Genomic DNA, 15,671 nt, shown 5'->3' on the forward strand with positions numbered 1-15,671 from the left:
ACTTTCTACAATAACTTCTTCTGTTCAAGATTTTTTCTAGTTGAGCTTGGTTCAGCTTGACCAAACTGTTCTGCTAGGCGTTGACTCCAGCTTGTGGTTGCACGCGCGCCAGCATAGTCTGCCTGTACACGGTCGTAAGCCTCAATCACATCAACTGTTTGCTCCTGATATTCTTCCTCAAATACCACTTGATGCAATGGCAAGCGAGGTTTGACTTCATGTTCTTCATTTGGTAGACCTAGTGCCATCCCAAAGACAGGATAGGTGTAGTCAGGCAGGTTAAAGAGTTCTGCCACTTCTTCTGACTTGTATCGAACCAAGCCAATGATGACACCACCATAGCCCAAGCTTTCAGCCGCCAGCAGGGCATTTTGACCAGCAAGGGCCGCATCGACCGAACTAATCAAGAGGCCTTCCACACCTTGAGGTTGGAATGAGTCAGTATGAAGTCGGGCTCCTTTTTCCGCTCGGTTCAAATCTCCGACAAAAAGAAGGAAAACAGCTGACTGGCGAATGGCTTCTTGAGGCACCAATTCATACAGAGCATCTTTCTTTTCTTGACTTCGTACCACAATCACAGAGTAGGATTGGAAATTCTTCCAAGACGAGGCCATCTGGGCTGCTGTCAGGATTTCAGTCAAATCTTCTTGAGGAAGGACTTGCTCCTTAAATCTTCGAACAGACTTATGAGCTTTCATCAGTTTAATCGTTTCTGTCATCGACGGTTTACTCCTTCTAAACGAGTCTCCTCAGCCAAATAACGGATGCGTTCCATGACGCGTCTGGCTTCCCAGGTTTCGTCATTTCCATGTTTCCCTTTAGCGAAATGCAGCTCCAATTCTTCAAAGTTGAAGTTGGAGGTGAAAAAGGACGGTAAATTTTCCTGCATCCGATATTGGAGAATGACTTGCAGGATTTCATCACGCACCCAAGGTGTTGATTGCTCGGCACCAATATCATCTAAAATCAGGACTTCAGAAAGCTTAATCTCATCCACCAAGGTCTTGACATTACCATCACCAATAGCATTTTTGACATCAATGACAAAGCTAGGATAGTGGAGGAGAGTGGATGAAACCCCAAGTTTTTCTGACAAATCATGGGCTAAGGCAGCCACCATGAAACTTTTACCCACACCAAAGTCTCCATATAAGTAAAGACCTTTTCGAATAGTTGGATATTGTTCCACGAAGGCTAATAGCTTTTCAAAAACTGGCAAGCGACCCAAATCATCCAAGTCTACTTGAGCCAAACTAGCTTTTCTGAGACTGGCTGGCAGATTGATTAACTTGAGACGGTTCTTAATAGCCGCTTCTTTTTTCGCCGCGATTAGTTCTGGAGTTTCTTCATATGAAACATCCGCATAACCATGATTCATAACCAAAATAGGCTTGTAGCCTTTGGCAATATAATCCGTATCACCACGGAGAAATTTGTCACGCTCAGTGATGTACTGATTAAACTTGGAGATACTGCGATTCAATTCCTCTGGGCTGAGGGATTCTTGCTGGATAAAGGCCGCAACATCAGGGTCCTTCGTGATTTTCTGGACCAAATCTTGATAATGAAAACGGCTAGGTTGACGTTTGAGTACGTCTCCGACACTTTCCATCTAATCTCCTCCTTTTTCTAATCGAGCTAATAGTTCTTGTTTCTTACGTTCTAGTTCCAAACGAGTTTCCTCGCTGGTTTCATTCTTATAATCTGGATTGCTCCACTTGGGTACATTGGACTTGGCAGGACTAGGGGTACTGCTTTTTTTAGCCTGATTCTTCTGCCCACGCTCACGGATCCGAAGAACTGCCTCTTCTGCCGAATGAATCTTTTGATAGGCGTAATCATTGGCTACCTTCATGGCATATTTCTCGTTGATGTTTGCTGAGTCCACCTTATTAAAGGTCAATAAGAGAATGATATTGATGACTTCGTCCAGCAAGCCCAAGCCAGCCATCTGTTGCAAGAGTTCTCTTTCTGTTTGGGTAATGGTTCCCTTACGTGTTTGCTTGATTTCTGCCAAGAACTGCAGGGCAGTTTTACTTTTGGCTTCTTTGATAATGGTTGCTTCCTTAGGACTAAAGTCAGAGGAAACAGGTTTTTGAGCTATTTTTTCCCGCATGCGTTTGGTTGAAATAACCTGGGAAACAGCTGTTGACTTGGCCAATTGATAAGTTTCAAACCAAGTCCATTTCTTCTCCTCGGCGATGGCAAAGAGGTTTAAGACATCGGACTGCTCATCCGCAAAGCGAAGCCCATCTCGAGCCATAAGCTGACGAAAATGGTCCAAGTCAAAATCGTTGGCCACTTTCTTCTTGAGACCAAGGTCTTCTTGACTTCCCAGTTCTGCCAAGTCTGGAAAGACTTGATTGAGTGAGACAGGTATTTCTTCACCATCAGCACTTTCAACTTTCAAATCCTCCACAGCTGCATCGCCAATCTTTTTCTCCAAAAGTCTGCGATAAACAGGATGCTCCAAGAAGTCTTGACTAGACAGAGGAGCATGGATAACTATCTGATAGGTATCCCCCTTTTGATAGAGGGTTAAGAGATTGAAAGCAGATAGGATTTTCAAGGATTTTATCAGTCTATCCATCCCAAAGTTAAGATGGTTGAGAATACTTGAAAAGAGGTATTCCTTTCTACCATTATCCCAAAAACTAATCGTATAAAGATAAAGGCTCAGTGCCTCCTGACCGATAATCGGGAGGTAGCACTGTACCAGAGATGAGGTATCTTGCGACACCCGATTATTCTTTAGATAAGAAAAACGGTCAATTGGCTTCATTTATCTTTCCTTTTTCTTTTTAGAGGACTGGGTGATTTGTTGGAGCAAACTCTCTAACTCACTCACATCCTTAAAGCTACGATAGACACTGGCAAAACGTACATAGGTAATCTCGTCCAGTTCAGCTAACTCCTCCATGACGAGTGAACCAATGTCCTCACTTTGAATTTCATTTTCATTTCGACCACGGAGTTTCTGTTCGATACGATTGACTACCATGTTGATTTCATCACTTGACACAGGACGTTTCTGGGCTGAGCGGATAATTCCATTAAAGATTTTATCTCTGGAGAATTGTTCCCGTGTACCATCTTTTTTAACAACCACTAAGGTTCTTTCTTCTACCCGTTCGTAGGTTGTAAAACGGTGCTGGCATTCGTCGCACTCACGTCTTCTACGAATGGTGTTCCCTTCTTCTGCTTGGCGACTATCGATAACACTTGACTTGGTAGCCCCACATTTTGGACAACGCATCCTTTCCCTCCTTATCGTTTTCTTTTCATTATACCATTTTTTAAGCGATTCCCAAAACAATTCTTCTTTTTGCTTGACAAGTTTTTTGTTTTGTTGTATTATTTGATTAAGACAAAAGGATAAATGAAAGGAGAACAAGATGTCCTGGACATTCGACAATAAAAAACCCATTTATTTACAGATTATGGAAAAAATCAAGCTTCAGATTGTTTCCCATACACTGGAACCCAATCAACAACTTCCAACCGTGAGAGAGCTAGCTAGCGAGGCAGGTGTCAATCCCAACACCATCCAAAGAGCCTTGTCAGACCTTGAACGAGAAGGATTTGTCTACAGCAAGCGCACAACTGGACGATTTGTGACCGAGGATAAGGAGCTGATCACCCAATCGCGTAAACAACTATCAGAAGAAGAATTGGAACACTTCGTTTCCTCCATGACCCATTTTGGCTATGAAAAAGAAGAACTACCAGGCGTAGTCGGCGATTATATTAAAGGAGTTTAAGCCTATGTCATTACTAGCATTTGAAAATGTATCCAAATCTTATGGAGCAACCCCAGCCCTTGAAAATGTTTCTCTTGACATCCCCGCTGGAAAAATTGTCGGTCTCCTTGGCCCAAACGGCTCAGGAAAAACAACCTTGATCAAACTAATCAATGGGCTCTTACAACCAGACCAAGGACGCGTCCTCATCAACGACATGGATCCAAGCCCAGCAACCAAAGCTATCGTAGCTTATTTGCCGGATACGACCTATCTCAATGAACAAATGAAGGTCAAAGAAGCCCTAACCTACTTCAAGACCTTCTATAAAGATTTCAATCTGGAACGCGCCCATCATCTACTTGCAGACCTCGGCATTGATGAAAATAGTCGTCTCAAGAAACTATCAAAAGGAAATAAGGAAAAGGTCCAACTGATTTTGGTTATGAGCCGTGACGCCCGCCTCTACGTTTTAGACGAACCAATTGGTGGTGTGGATCCAGCAGCCCGTGATTACATCCTCAATACCATTATCAATAACTATTCCCCAACTTCTAGCGTTTTGATTTCTACCCACTTGATTTCTGATATCGAGCCAATCTTGGATGAAATTGTCTTCCTAAAGGACGGAAAAGTCGTCCGTCAAGGAAATGTAGATGATATTCGCTATGAGTCTGGTGAATCCATTGACCAGCTCTTCCGTCAGGAATTTAAGGCCTAAGCAAAGGAGATTATTATGTTTTGGAATTTAGTTCGCTACGAATTTAAAAATGTTAACAAGTGGTATTTAGCTCTTTACGCCGCCGTGCTAGTTCTTTCCGTCCTCATAGGAATGCAAGGACACTACTATAATTATGTATCTTTCAAAGATAGCCAACCTGTCTTACTTTTCTTTCTGGCTCTCGTCTTTGGTGGATTGATGATTACACTTGGGATTTCAACCATTTTCTTGATTATTAAACGATTCAAAGGTAGTGTCTATGACCGACAAGGCTATCTGACTTTGACCTTGCCAGTTTCTGAACACCATATCATCACAGCCAAATTAGTTGGAGCCTTCATTTGGTCTATCCTTAGCTCCACTGTACTAGCTCTAAGCGCTTTTATTATTGTTACCATAACGGTTCCAGAATGGATATCAAATTCTGAGTTGATTCCACTTGTAGGAACATTCCTTCCTCAACTCTCTCTTATGGGGGTATCCTTCCTACTAAATACCATTTCAGGAATCCTCTGCATCTACTTGGCTATTTCCATCGGACAACTTTTCAATGAATACCGTACCGCACTAGCCATTGTAGCTTATATCGGTATCCAAATCGTCATTGGATTTGTAGAAGTCTTCTTCAATACCAGTACTAACTTCTATGTCAATTCACTTGCAGGATTCAATGATAATTTCTATATGGGAGCAAGCGTAGGCATTGTTGAAGAACTCATTTTCATAGCTATTTTTTACCTCGGAACCTACTACATCTTGAAAAATAAGGTTAATTTGCAATAATCTTAGAGTCTAGCGACAATAACTCGCTAGGCTTTTTTCGACCTCAAGATTTACATTTTTATATGAAGTATTTAATAAAAAGGAGTATAATGACTTTAAAACTGATTACATGTATATCTATAAGGAGGTCAACTCTTTATGCTGAAAAGATTTGTTACTAAGAAGCACCTCGTACTTTACTTCTTTTCTATTGCCATTACTTGGCTGGAAGCGATTATCACACCAGCCCTTGTTCAAAATATTGTTGCTAGTTTTACCAATCAAGAACTAGGCCTTCTTTGGAAAGTATTAATTCTAGGAATACTTGGTAATCTCACTCTCTTACTAGGTTTGGCTGGGAAACGCTATTACTACGCTCGTTTGATTACTGACTTCAAATATGGAATCAAGAGTGCTATTTTCAAGCGATTTTTAAACAGTTATGAGATTGATGAAAAGGATATTTTGTCTGACCTAGAAAACGACGTCAAGCAACTAGAAGAAAACTATATTGAGCCAACGGTCATCATCATTTCTTCTCTTGGCTTCACAACTGTGTCCATTCTCTATGCCCTATGGACCAATTTTTACTTGGGCTTGATTTTCATCCTCTTCTACTCCTTTCCTGTCCTCTGCAGTGCTATCGGATCAAAGCGTTTGGATTCACTTTCTGAAAAGCGGTCCACTGTTAACCAGAGCTACTTAGCAAGCTTGACAAATTTTATTGGTGGTAGCCAACAAATTCGCCATTATCAGGGGCAAGACTACTTTTTTGCTCGCTATCAAAAGCAATTACAAACCAGTCTAGATACCGAAATTAACTATGAAAAGCAACGAACTTTAAACAGTCTCTTGATCAATAGCATCGATGCCTTTTGTTCTGTCACACCAATCGTCATCGGTGGCTTTATGACCTACTATAATTATTTAGATGCGGCGAGTTTTGTGGCCATCTATCTAGTTTCCCATAATATCGACTATCAATTCCAAGAGTTGGCTTACTTTACCAACACCCGAAAAGCGAATCGAACTCTTCTCAATAAATACCAAAAACTTTTGGGCCAGTCTAACTTCATCTCGCCTAGAAGCATAGAAAACATTTTCCCTATCCAACTTGATACCATCTCCCTTGAAAAAGATGGAAATAGCCTCCTGTCTCCGACTTCCATGCACATCAAACAAGGAGAAAAAATTGCCATTATCGGGGAAAGTGGCTCTGGTAAGACAACCCTGCTCAATATCATTCATGGAGAAGAGACACCGACAAGTGGACAGGTTAGCTTTGCTGGTCAGAACCTGTCACGTCAAGAAATCACAAGTATTAGTTCCTATATTCTCCAAGATAGCCATTACTTTGACACGCTATCTCTGGAAGACAATATCCTTCTGGGATTGAATAAAAATAAAGAGACTTTAAATCATATCCTCCAAAAAACAGGATTAGAACATTTGAAAAATCGAACGCTCAGAAATGATAGTCTGTCTGGTGGCGAGAAACAACGCCTAGAAATCGCTCGCGCCCTCTACCATGATAGCCAACTCATCTTAGCAGATGAGATTAAGGCCAATCTTGACTCGGAAAATAGCAGAAAAATTAGCAACTTGCTCTTCTCCCTACCTCAAACAGTCATTGAAGTCATTCATCACTACACGGAAGAAGACTTAAAACACTATGACCAAGTCATTCACTTAAGCAAAGAAAAGTAATAGTCTATAACATACGATTTGAAAAAGCAAGGAACCCTAATTCCTTGCTTTTTAACTCAATATCAAACTGGCTACGATAGGGCTGACAAAGACATAGAGAATACCGGTAACACCGATAGCCAAACCACCCATGGCTCCTGCTACAGAGCCATATCGAAAGGCTGTCCCTGTTCCGACTGCATGGCCTGTTCCTCCAAGGGAAAGACCAACAGCTACTGGGTCGTCAATTTTCAACCACTTCAAAAGGGTTGGTCCGATCACACTGGTTAAAATACCAGTTGCGACTACAACGACCAAGGTCACAGTCGTCAAACCTTGCAATTTTTCTGTGATTCCCACTGCCATGGCGGTTGTCACTGACTTGGGAAAGAGAGAAATGGCTAGGAAAAAGTCCATGCCAAAAATCTTAGCCACAAGGGCTGTGAAAGAGGTATTGACCACTACTGCTAACAGACTACCAAAGAGAATACTCCGAGCATGGTGCTTCATCAGGTGAAAACTCTTATAAAGCGGAATCCCTAGAGCCACGGTCGATGGGACAATCAAGTTGTTCAGATAGACACCACCTTGGTAGTAATCTTGGTAAGAAATACCTGTCACCTTTAGAAAGATGATAATGAAAACAGCTGACAAAAGCAAGGGCGTTGTCAATGGATGGGGAAAACGTCTGTAAATCAGCATTCCCACTAGATAGTCTAAGATAGACAGGGCCAGCCCAAATAGGGGATTGGAAACAAATTCACTCATTTGGCATCTCCTTTCTCATAATCTCCCTCAAACCGTCGTTTGATAAACTGAACTACCAAGGCTATGAGGATAATATTGATGACTGCTGCAAAAAAGACAATCAAAACAATTGGCAAAAGATAGGGAGCAATCACATCAAACTTTTCCATGATTCCCACTGCTGGCGGCAAAAAGAGAATGGTCATATTGGCCAGCAAGAAATTCCCCACCATGTTGACATGCCTGGTTCTCAACCACTTGAATTGTAGGGCTAGAAAAAGAATAATCAAACCGATAATACTGCCGGGTATGGGCAAATGAAAGAAACTAGAGATCCCCTCTCCGATTAGAGAAATCACAAAGAGAATCATTAATTGAACATATAATTTCATCCTAAACTCCACGAAATAGACTTCTTGCTTACCAGTTTACTCTTTTTTCAGAAAATTTCAAGGAAATGCACAAGAGTCATTAAAAATTAGAGAGGAAAGGGGATACAAACAATTCTTGACTTGTGAAAACAGGCATGATTTAGGATAAGAGATGCCAGCGTCCTTCTTGCCAGCTTTCTTGAAAAGTAGTATAATTATTGCATGCGCAATCATCTTATGATGCAGAGATTGTCCGTGAATGGACTTTCTTCTATTTACAACTCTAAAAAGAAAGGAGATACTATGACCCATTTGGAAAAATGGTTTGACTTCAATCGTCGTCAGAAAGAAATTGAAAGTCACTTGGAAGAGACTATTGCCCAGCAGAGCGAGCAAAGTCTGACCTTGAAAGAGTTCTACCTGCTCTACTATCTGGACTTGGCTCAAGAAAAATCTCTACGCCAGATTGACCTGCCAGATAAACTTCATCTGAGCCCGAGCGCTGTTTCTCGGATGGTGGCTCGCTTGGAAGCCAAAAATTGCGGTCTACTTAGTCGCAGGTGTTGTGTTCAAGATAGACGCTCTAGCTTTATCTGCCTGACAAGTGATGGGCAAAAGACACTGGCCTCTCTACAAAAGGCTGTCGAAGCAAGCTTGGAAACTGGTTTAGATTTCTTGATTTAAGATGATTTTAGAAAAAAGTTGCGTGCGCAATCATTTTTCTTGACATTCTCTTTTACAAGGAGTAAAATAAAGTCATCATTAAACAAAGGAGTTTTTAAAATGATTGAAATTACCTATCTAGATGCCAGCAAGAACGAAAGAACTGTAACTTTCGAATCTTATGAAGACTTTGATCGTTCACAACAAGCTTGCCTTATCGGCGTCGCAGACTACTACCCTGTCCAAAAATTAACTTACAACGGTCATGATTTGGACTACCATGGGACTTATGGAGATGTCTTCTTCTATCTCATGAAACAAGATTTAAGCCAATATAACTAAAAAAGGAGAAATACAATGGCAAAAGCAATTACAGATGCAACATTCGAACAAGAAACAAAAGACGGTTTGGTCTTGGTAGACTTCTGGGCAACTTGGTGTGGTCCATGTCGTATGCAAGGTCCAATCTTGGACAAATTGTCTGAAGAACTTTCAGAAGATGTCTTGAAAATCGTTAAAATGGACGTTGATGAAAATCCAAACACAGCTCGTGCTTTTGGAATCATGTCTATCCCAACTCTTCTCTTCAAAAAAGACGGCCAAGTTGTGAAACAAGTTGCTGGTGTTCACACAGCAGAACAAATCAAGGCCATCGTTGCTGAATTGAGCTAATCAAACGAGAGACCAAGTACTTTCTTTGGTCTCTTTTTTCTTGCCCTTTGCCATTTTTCAAAAAATATGCTAGACTGTAGATAGAATATTACGATGTTTGGGACATGCCATCGCTAAAAAAAACCTCTACTTGGTATTTTTTAGCTCCCTCAAGGGAGCTTTTTGCGTGCTCTGAACATTCCCCATTTTGGAAGGAGTACTATGAAACGTCAATCAGCCTTGGTCGTCTTTAGTGGCGGTCAAGATTCTACAACCTGCCTCTTTTGGGCTAAAGAACACTATGAAACCGTTGAAGCCGTTACCTTTGCCTACGGCCAACGCCATCATCTCGAAATTCAAGTTGCTAGAGAAATCGCCAAGGAACAGGGGATTCGTCATCATATCCTAGATATGTCTCTGCTGGGGCAAATCACTGAAAACGCCTTGACTTCTGATCTAGAGATTGAGCAAAAAGAGGGAGAGGTTCCCAATACTTTTGTTGACGGTCGCAACCACCTCTTTCTATCCTTTGCGGCAGTTCTTGCTAAGCAACGAGGCATTAAAGATATCGTGACAGGTGTCTGCGAGACAGACTTCTCAGGCTACCCCGATTGTCGAGATGTCTTTGTCAAATCCCTTAATGTTACCCTCAACCTTGCCATGGATTACGACTTTGTTATCCAAACACCTCTCATGTGGCTAGATAAGGCTGAAACTTGGGAATTATCCGACCAACTCGGTGCCTTTGACTATGTTCGTGAAAAGACCTTAACCTGCTACAACGGGATTATCGGAAGTGGCTGTGGAGATTGCCCAGCCTGCCACCTACGTCAACATGGTTTAGATGTTTATCTCTCACAGAAAGGAGAGGACTAATGTTTTTTGCACCCAAAGAAATCAAACAGGAAACCGGGGAGTCTCTTGTCTACAATCCTCACAGAACCTTGGTATCAAAAGAGTTTACTTTCGATGCTGCCCACCACCTCTTTCACTATGATGGAAAATGCAAATCCCTTCATGGTCACACCTATCATTTGCAGATTGCTGTCAGTGGATTTTTAGATGAACGTGGTATGACCTACGATTTTGGAGACATCAAAGCGATCTACAAGAACTACTTAGAGCCCCACTTGGATCATCGCTATCTAAACGAAACTCTTCCCTATATGAACACGACTGCTGAAAATATGGTTTACTGGATTTTCCAAACCATGAGTCAAGAGTTGCCAGACGAACGTGGTCTCCGTTTGGAATACGTTCGCCTCTATGAAACTCCGACTGCCTTTGCAGAGTTTAGACGGGAGTGGTTAGATGACTAGGGAACGTGTCCTCAAACTACCAGTTCTGGAAATTTTCGGCCCAACTTTTCAAGGTGAAGGTCGTGCAATTGGTCAGAAAACCATGTTTGTCCGCACTGCTGGTTGTGACTACCACTGCGACTGGTGCGATTCTGCCTTTACTTGGGATGGTTCTGAAAAACCAACTCGCATGACAGCTGACGAGGTCATTGCTGAGTTAGATAAATTGGGGAGCTACGACTACGTTACCTTGTCTGGCGGAAATCCTGCTATCCTAGCAGCCAACATGGCTGAACTGGTCACCAAGCTCAAGGAACGTGGTGTCACCCTTGCTGTTGAGACCCAAGGCTCTCGCTGGCAAAATTGGTTAAAAGATATCGACCAAGTCACTCTGAGCCCCAAACCTCCTTCATCCAAAATGGAAGTCAACTTTGAGACCTTGGACTTTATCGTTTCCCAATTGGATCCAGACAAGGTCACCTTTAAAATCCCTGTCTTTGACGATGCCGATTTGGCCTTTGCCAAAGGAATTCAAGAACGCTACCAACCAGATGTTCTCTTCTTATCAGCAGGAAATCCTGAGCCCAAGGCTACAGGCAATATTGTCCAAGATCAACTGGACCGCCTCAAAGAACTCTGGGAACGCGTTGCTGCTGACGATAGCTGGGGCAATGTCCGCGTCCTTCCTCAACTCCATACACTCCTCTACGATAACCAACGTGGTGTTTAAAATTAGAAAGAAAAAATCATGTCACAACAAGAAGAAATGAAAAACCTAAGCCTCCTCGGCAACAAAGAAACCAACTACATTTTCGAATATCAACCAGAAGTCCTGGAATCCTTTGACAATCGTCATGTGGAAAATGACTATTTTATCAAATTTAACTGTCCTGAATTCACCTCACTTTGCCCAATCACTGCTCAGCCAGACTTTGCAACTATCTATATTTCCTACATCCCTGACAAGCTCTGTGTCGAGTCAAAATCCCTCAAACTCTACCTCTTTAGCTACCGAAACCACGGAGATTTCCACGAAAACTGTATCAACACCATTGGGAAAGACTTGGTCAACTTGCTAGACCCTCGCTATTTGGAGGTTTGGGGAAAATTCACTCCTCGCGGTGGCATTTCAATCGACCCCTACTACAACTACGGTAAGCCAGGAACTAAATATGAAGGCTTGGCAGAACAACGCCTCTTCCAACACGATCTCTATCCAGAAAAAATTGACAACCGTTAATACTCTTTAAACCACGTCAACATCGCTTTGCTGTACTCAAGTATAGCCTGCGGCTAGTTTCCTAGTTTGCTCTTTGATTTTCATTGAATATAAACAGATACGAAAAAGCCCTGTTCCTCATCATGAGGAGCAAGGCTTTTTGAGTTTCAATTATTCTTCTGTTCCAAGGAAGTTTTTCGCAACAAGGGCTGCAAGAACTCCACCAACGATTGGGGCAAGGATGAAAATCCAAACTTGTTGAAGGGCTGCGCCACCTACCAAGACAGCTGGTGCCAAGCTACGAGCTGGGTTTACTGAAAGTCCAGTAATGTTCAATCCCACAAGAATCATCGCCATCAAGGACAAACCGATTACCAAACCAGCAATCGCACCATTGCCCTTGCTTGCTGATGTCACAGTCATGATAACCAAGACAAACAAGAAAGTTGCGATTACTTCAAACAAGAAACCACCAAAGACAGTGACACCGTTTGCCAAGGCATTTTCACCAAGACTATCAGTTGACATACCTGAGTTAGCCAAGAGGAAGAATACCGCGCCAGAAGCGATGAAGGCTCCAACAACTTGTCCAAGGATGTAGTTGACAAGGTCTTTTGATGACAAGCGTTTGTTTACAAACATAGCAATCGAAACAGCTGGGTTCAAGTGAGCCCCTGAAACAGTTCCGATTGAGAAAGCTGCAACCACGATTGCCAGACCAAAGGCAAAGGCAATCCCTAGGTGACCAAGGCCATTTCCAAAAACAACGGCTCCTGTCCCAATGAACACAAGCATGAACGTACCGATTAACTCAGCGACAAATTTTTTCATTCTCTTTCTCCTTTTTTCAAAACTAGATACTAGTCTATCAAAAGAGGGAAAGGGTTTCAAGAAAATTGATTGGAAATTTCGTATCAGTTGCAATACTGTTTTCAAAAATTGTATATTTTTAATGTATTGCAATTAGTTGTAAATCTCTATATTTGATGGTTATACTATACTGAATAAAATAGGAGTTTATATTAATCTTTTTAAAAAGCACAGAACTCTCTATTTAATCCATTCCCCATTGTAATTGACATGATATCCATCAGGTGTAGTTGTATTGACTGCTAAAGCACCAGAACTGTAAGCATAATACCATTTCCCTGAAACAGCGAACCATCCTGTTTGCATAGAGCCTGAGTTATTCAAATAGTACCATGAGCCACTTGATTTGACCCATCCTGTTTGCATATCCCCTGAACCACTGAGATAATACCACGAACTACCTGATTGAACCCATCCAGTCTGCATCCAGCCCGAGCGATCAAAATGATACCATTTTCCATTAATTAGTTCCCATCCATTGGATGTATAGGAACCATTGTTATGTCTATACCACCAACGACCAGATGATTGAATCCAACTTCCTTTGGAAGCAAGTCTTACTTTTAATGCTTCAGATACTTTGATGTATTCTTTCTTAGCATTTTCCTTTTTAACTTTTGCATTTTTTAGTTTAGCATTTGCATTTTCAAGTGCTTTTTTAAATTCCTCAAGCTTCTGTTTAGCGATCATCAAACTTTTTTTAGCTTCCTCGAGTTTTCTTGGAGCATTTTTGAGAGCAAGGACATGTTGTTTCGCCTTCAACAAATCATTTTTAGCATTGACTAATGACTGTTCCGCATTCTTACTAGCATGAGATTTATTATTTTTGATTGCTTTCAATCGATTTAATTGAGATTCTTGCTTCGAAAGTTCAGATTTAGCAATATTTAACGCAGTTTGTTGTTTACTCAACTCAGATTGAGCAGATTTTAAAACGTTTAACTTAGACTGATTTTGTTTTGTTAAGTCTGCAAGACGTTTTTTAGTTTTATCCAGATTTTTTTGATCTGTATTCAATGTTGTTTTAGCAATTGTAAGATTTTTGTTTAGTGATGAAATTTTATCCCTCATTAAAGTTTCTTCGTTTTTTTGTTTTCGATTGAAACTATCCAGAGCCTCTTTAGCTTTTGTATAAGCTGGATTTTTAGGATATGTGATTTCATTCCAAACATAACGGAAAGTTGTCTTCGGTAAGAATTTTACACGTTTGCCATTAAAATAAAATTCACTATGGTCTGGATCACCATCTTTATTTTCTGCTCTTGCTAAAAAATATGAACTGCTTGGATTATAATAATAGGTCTTACCGTTATAAACATAGCTTCTTTTTTCAGATGGGCTAATCACTGTTGGTAATGTATCATAAACACCTTTTGCTTCACTAATGAAAGTCATTACACCATAATTTCCAAAAGTTGTTTTTTTACTTGACGATGCTCCAAGAGCAAATCCAGTCCCTGATGCAGCAAGCAAGGGAATTCTATGGCCATAGTTAAAAGTATTTGCTTCTTTCGGAGTTGATGCGCCATATAATGATGCATTACTATAATCATTAAAGTAAGATAGAAGCTCTTTATAAGCAAGTTCTTTTTCACTCAATCGACTCTTTTCTGGAACTGAACCAGCTGTAGCATTTTCTGTTGCATCCTTAAAACCAAAATCTTGATTTTTTAGTTTTGTATCATGTGACAGTTTATCATTTGCCACCATTTCATCTGCCCTAGCTTTTCCATATTTCAAAGCCTTTTCAGTCACAGGTGGCACTGGAATATCAATGCCATTTATTCTCCGCAACTCGATTAAGTAGTTACGAACGTATTCAGAAACTTTCTTATAATCAACCACATGAGGAGTATGGATATCATCCTTAGATTTTACAACAATTGTTTCTGTTCTTTCACCACTAAAATTCACATCTTCGTTCGCAGCAACATAATTGGTCTTACCATCTCTTCCTACGAAAGTTTTTTCATCAAGTGGAGGAGTCTTAGACTCACTTTCACTAACAGAATTTGATTTAATCTCATGAGAAACCGTTACTGTATGGAACTCATCCCCAGCAGATTTTAAATTCTTTTCAAGAGTAGAACGTGTCTTATTTCCTCTTTCTATAAGCGCTTTTCGTTCTTGCTCTGTTTTTGATACTGAACTCGCTAAAGAACTTACTTTATTTTGGTTGGCTTTCACTTTCGCATCCAATTTCTCAGTTGCTTGTTGAATCTCGCGTAGTGTATTCCAATCAAAAGCTTTCTCTGCTTCTGTTACTTTATTTTGTGCTTTTTTTACATCAACTGCTCTCTGAGCAACTTGAGTTTTTGCCTTATTAACAACTGTTTCTTGTTTTTCAACACTTGCTTGGGCTTGTTTCTCATCTTGTTTTGCCCCTGCCAACCTATCTTCAGTTTTCTTGACAGTTACTTGTTTGGCTACAAGATCCTTTTCTACATTTTTAATTTTTTCAGGACTAGCTTGTTTAGCAAATTTTTGTGCTTGTTTCAAAGCATCATCAGCTTTGTTCTTATTTGTGACAGTAGATGTATACTCTTGTTGCATTTTATCAACAAGCTTCTGAGCATTTTTTTCTTCCTCAATTGTTTGATTCAGTTTTATTTCCGCATTTTTTACATCAGATTCTGAAACGTCAGCATCCTTTTTAGTTTCTGATTGGTTAACAGTTGACTTAGTCGAATGTTTATTTACAACCTCATCAGCTTGTGCATGACCATTAAAAGCAGTTACCATTGCAGTTGCAACGCCCAAACCAATCAACACTTGTTCCTTTTTCATAAAATCACCCTTTCTTTAAAATATTTACCTTATCTATACAAATCATATTATTTATATTTTACAAATAATCTTCTCTAGCCATAAATAGATTCAATTTTCTTTATAGCTTGCTCTCTCAATTAAATACAATCTGATAGAAAATGAAGTAATTAACTA

General features: G+C 40.5%; 18 protein-coding genes and 1 pseudogene. 11 read left to right on the forward strand and 8 right to left on the reverse strand.

Annotation, left to right across the window (positions count from 1 at the left end):
• Positions 1–5: 5 nt before the first annotated feature.
• The 4 genes from KUA57_RS03775 to nrdR are packed head-to-tail and all read right to left on the reverse strand — an operon-like array spanning position 6 to position 3,256.
• Positions 6–719: an NADPH-dependent oxidoreductase gene (locus tag KUA57_RS03775; RefSeq protein ID WP_218493642.1), complete on the reverse strand. Its 714-nt coding sequence runs from the start codon at positions 717–719 to the stop codon at positions 6–8.
• Positions 716–1,612 carry a primosomal protein DnaI gene (gene dnaI, locus KUA57_RS03780; protein ID WP_218493643.1) on the reverse strand — a complete coding sequence of 299 codons (897 nt, stop codon included), beginning with the start codon at positions 1,610–1,612 and terminating at the stop codon, positions 716–718. The genes KUA57_RS03775 and dnaI overlap by 4 nt, the downstream gene beginning before the upstream one ends.
• Positions 1,613–2,782 carry a DnaD domain protein gene (locus KUA57_RS03785; RefSeq protein WP_218493644.1) on the reverse strand — a complete coding sequence of 390 codons (1,170 nt, stop codon included), beginning with the start codon at positions 2,780–2,782 and terminating at the stop codon, positions 1,613–1,615.
• Positions 2,783–3,256 carry a transcriptional regulator NrdR gene (gene nrdR, locus KUA57_RS03790; RefSeq protein ID WP_001203672.1) on the reverse strand — a complete coding sequence of 158 codons (474 nt, stop codon included), beginning with the start codon at positions 3,254–3,256 and terminating at the stop codon, positions 2,783–2,785. It abuts the gene before it with no gap.
• Positions 3,257–3,395: 139 nt separating this feature from the next.
• On the opposite strand from nrdR, the gene KUA57_RS03795 reads away from it, so the two are divergent.
• From KUA57_RS03795 to gggC, 4 genes are all read left to right on the forward strand, one after another.
• Positions 3,396–3,761 (forward strand): GntR family transcriptional regulator, encoded by a 366-nt coding sequence (locus tag KUA57_RS03795; RefSeq protein ID WP_020901665.1) that lies wholly within the window; start codon positions 3,396–3,398, stop codon positions 3,759–3,761.
• 4 nt (positions 3,762–3,765) lie between these two features.
• Positions 3,766–4,461 carry an ABC transporter ATP-binding protein gene (locus tag KUA57_RS03800; protein WP_061864434.1) on the forward strand — a complete coding sequence of 232 codons (696 nt, stop codon included), beginning with the start codon at positions 3,766–3,768 and terminating at the stop codon, positions 4,459–4,461.
• A 15-nt stretch (positions 4,462–4,476) separates the two neighbouring features.
• A complete protein-coding gene (locus KUA57_RS03805; RefSeq protein ID WP_218493645.1) occupies positions 4,477–5,244 on the forward strand; it encodes a hypothetical protein in 768 nt (255 codons plus the stop codon).
• 138 nt (positions 5,245–5,382) lie between these two features.
• A complete protein-coding gene (gene gggC / locus KUA57_RS03810) occupies positions 5,383–6,930 on the forward strand; it encodes a streptosactin export ABC transporter GggC (RefSeq protein WP_218493646.1) in 1,548 nt (515 codons plus the stop codon).
• Between the two features lie 51 nt (positions 6,931–6,981).
• On the opposite strand, the gene KUA57_RS03815 is transcribed toward gggC, so the two are convergent.
• Entirely contained in the window at positions 6,982–7,677 is a 696-nt protein-coding gene (locus KUA57_RS03815) for an LrgB family protein (protein ID WP_218493647.1), read from the reverse strand.
• A complete protein-coding gene (locus tag KUA57_RS03820) occupies positions 7,674–8,048 on the reverse strand; it encodes a CidA/LrgA family protein (RefSeq protein ID WP_000781325.1) in 375 nt (124 codons plus the stop codon). The genes KUA57_RS03815 and KUA57_RS03820 overlap by 4 nt, the downstream gene beginning before the upstream one ends.
• 282 nt (positions 8,049–8,330) lie before the next feature.
• On the opposite strand from KUA57_RS03820, the gene KUA57_RS03825 reads away from it, so the two are divergent.
• The 7 genes from KUA57_RS03825 (at position 8,331) to queF (ending at position 11,879) form a co-directional block, all read left to right on the forward strand.
• A complete protein-coding gene (locus KUA57_RS03825) occupies positions 8,331–8,711 on the forward strand; it encodes a MarR family winged helix-turn-helix transcriptional regulator (RefSeq protein WP_218493648.1) in 381 nt (126 codons plus the stop codon).
• Between the two features lie 99 nt (positions 8,712–8,810).
• Positions 8,811–9,032, forward strand: a complete 222-nt coding sequence (locus tag KUA57_RS03830; protein ID WP_000570256.1) for a DUF4649 family protein — start codon at positions 8,811–8,813, stop codon at positions 9,030–9,032.
• 15 nt (positions 9,033–9,047) lie between these two features.
• Positions 9,048–9,362, forward strand: a complete 315-nt coding sequence (gene trxA, locus KUA57_RS03835) for a thioredoxin (RefSeq protein ID WP_001029581.1) — start codon at positions 9,048–9,050, stop codon at positions 9,360–9,362.
• Between the two features lie 201 nt (positions 9,363–9,563).
• Positions 9,564–10,217, forward strand: a complete 654-nt coding sequence (gene queC, locus KUA57_RS03840) for a 7-cyano-7-deazaguanine synthase QueC (protein ID WP_218493649.1) — start codon at positions 9,564–9,566, stop codon at positions 10,215–10,217.
• Positions 10,217–10,660, forward strand: a complete 444-nt coding sequence (gene queD, locus KUA57_RS03845; protein WP_218493650.1) for a 6-carboxytetrahydropterin synthase QueD — start codon at positions 10,217–10,219, stop codon at positions 10,658–10,660. Before queC ends, queD begins: the two co-directional genes overlap by 1 nt.
• On the forward strand, positions 10,653–11,369 hold the full coding sequence (queE, locus tag KUA57_RS03850; RefSeq protein WP_000196475.1) for a 7-carboxy-7-deazaguanine synthase QueE: 717 nt from the start codon (positions 10,653–10,655) through the stop codon (positions 11,367–11,369). Before queD ends, queE begins: the two co-directional genes overlap by 8 nt.
• Positions 11,370–11,387: 18 nt before the next feature.
• The gene (gene queF / locus KUA57_RS03855; protein ID WP_000082587.1) at positions 11,388–11,879 is read left to right on the forward strand and encodes a preQ(1) synthase; all 492 of its coding nucleotides are present in this window, start codon (positions 11,388–11,390) and stop codon (positions 11,877–11,879) included.
• A gap of 150 nt (positions 11,880–12,029) precedes the next feature.
• On the opposite strand, the gene KUA57_RS03860 is transcribed toward queF, so the two are convergent.
• On the reverse strand, positions 12,030–12,689 hold the full coding sequence (locus tag KUA57_RS03860; protein ID WP_049551721.1) for an MIP/aquaporin family protein: 660 nt from the start codon (positions 12,687–12,689) through the stop codon (positions 12,030–12,032).
• Positions 12,690–12,908: 219 nt separating this feature from the next.
• A pseudogene (locus KUA57_RS09715) lies at positions 12,909–13,259 on the reverse strand (hypothetical protein); the annotation flags it as partial.
• Positions 13,260–15,671 lie beyond the last annotated feature (2,412 nt).

Source organism: Streptococcus vulneris, assembly GCF_019218685.1.
In the GTDB taxonomy this organism is placed as follows: domain Bacteria; phylum Bacillota; class Bacilli; order Lactobacillales; family Streptococcaceae; genus Streptococcus; species Streptococcus vulneris.

Coding starts and splice junctions, on each gene's coding strand:
- queC (WP_218493649.1), top strand. CDS start 9,564: ATGAAACGTCAATCAGCCTTGGTCGTCTTTAGTGGCGGTCAAGATTCT.
- gggC (WP_218493646.1), top strand. CDS start 5,383: ATGCTGAAAAGATTTGTTACTAAGAAGCACCTCGTACTTTACTTCTTT.
- KUA57_RS03775 (WP_218493642.1), bottom strand. CDS start 719: ATGACAGAAACGATTAAACTGATGAAAGCTCATAAGTCTGTTCGAAGA.
- dnaI (WP_218493643.1), bottom strand. CDS start 1,612: ATGGAAAGTGTCGGAGACGTACTCAAACGTCAACCTAGCCGTTTTCAT.
- queE (WP_000196475.1), top strand. CDS start 10,653: ATGACTAGGGAACGTGTCCTCAAACTACCAGTTCTGGAAATTTTCGGC.
- KUA57_RS03795 (WP_020901665.1), top strand. CDS start 3,396: ATGTCCTGGACATTCGACAATAAAAAACCCATTTATTTACAGATTATG.
- KUA57_RS03785 (WP_218493644.1), bottom strand. CDS start 2,782: ATGAAGCCAATTGACCGTTTTTCTTATCTAAAGAATAATCGGGTGTCG.
- queF (WP_000082587.1), top strand. CDS start 11,388: ATGTCACAACAAGAAGAAATGAAAAACCTAAGCCTCCTCGGCAACAAA.
- nrdR (WP_001203672.1), bottom strand. CDS start 3,256: ATGCGTTGTCCAAAATGTGGGGCTACCAAGTCAAGTGTTATCGATAGT.
- KUA57_RS03860 (WP_049551721.1), bottom strand. CDS start 12,689: ATGAAAAAATTTGTCGCTGAGTTAATCGGTACGTTCATGCTTGTGTTC.
- trxA (WP_001029581.1), top strand. CDS start 9,048: ATGGCAAAAGCAATTACAGATGCAACATTCGAACAAGAAACAAAAGAC.
- KUA57_RS03800 (WP_061864434.1), top strand. CDS start 3,766: ATGTCATTACTAGCATTTGAAAATGTATCCAAATCTTATGGAGCAACC.
- queD (WP_218493650.1), top strand. CDS start 10,217: ATGTTTTTTGCACCCAAAGAAATCAAACAGGAAACCGGGGAGTCTCTT.
- KUA57_RS03820 (WP_000781325.1), bottom strand. CDS start 8,048: ATGAAATTATATGTTCAATTAATGATTCTCTTTGTGATTTCTCTAATC.
- KUA57_RS03815 (WP_218493647.1), bottom strand. CDS start 7,677: ATGAGTGAATTTGTTTCCAATCCCCTATTTGGGCTGGCCCTGTCTATC.
- KUA57_RS03830 (WP_000570256.1), top strand. CDS start 8,811: ATGATTGAAATTACCTATCTAGATGCCAGCAAGAACGAAAGAACTGTA.
- KUA57_RS03805 (WP_218493645.1), top strand. CDS start 4,477: ATGTTTTGGAATTTAGTTCGCTACGAATTTAAAAATGTTAACAAGTGG.
- KUA57_RS03825 (WP_218493648.1), top strand. CDS start 8,331: ATGACCCATTTGGAAAAATGGTTTGACTTCAATCGTCGTCAGAAAGAA.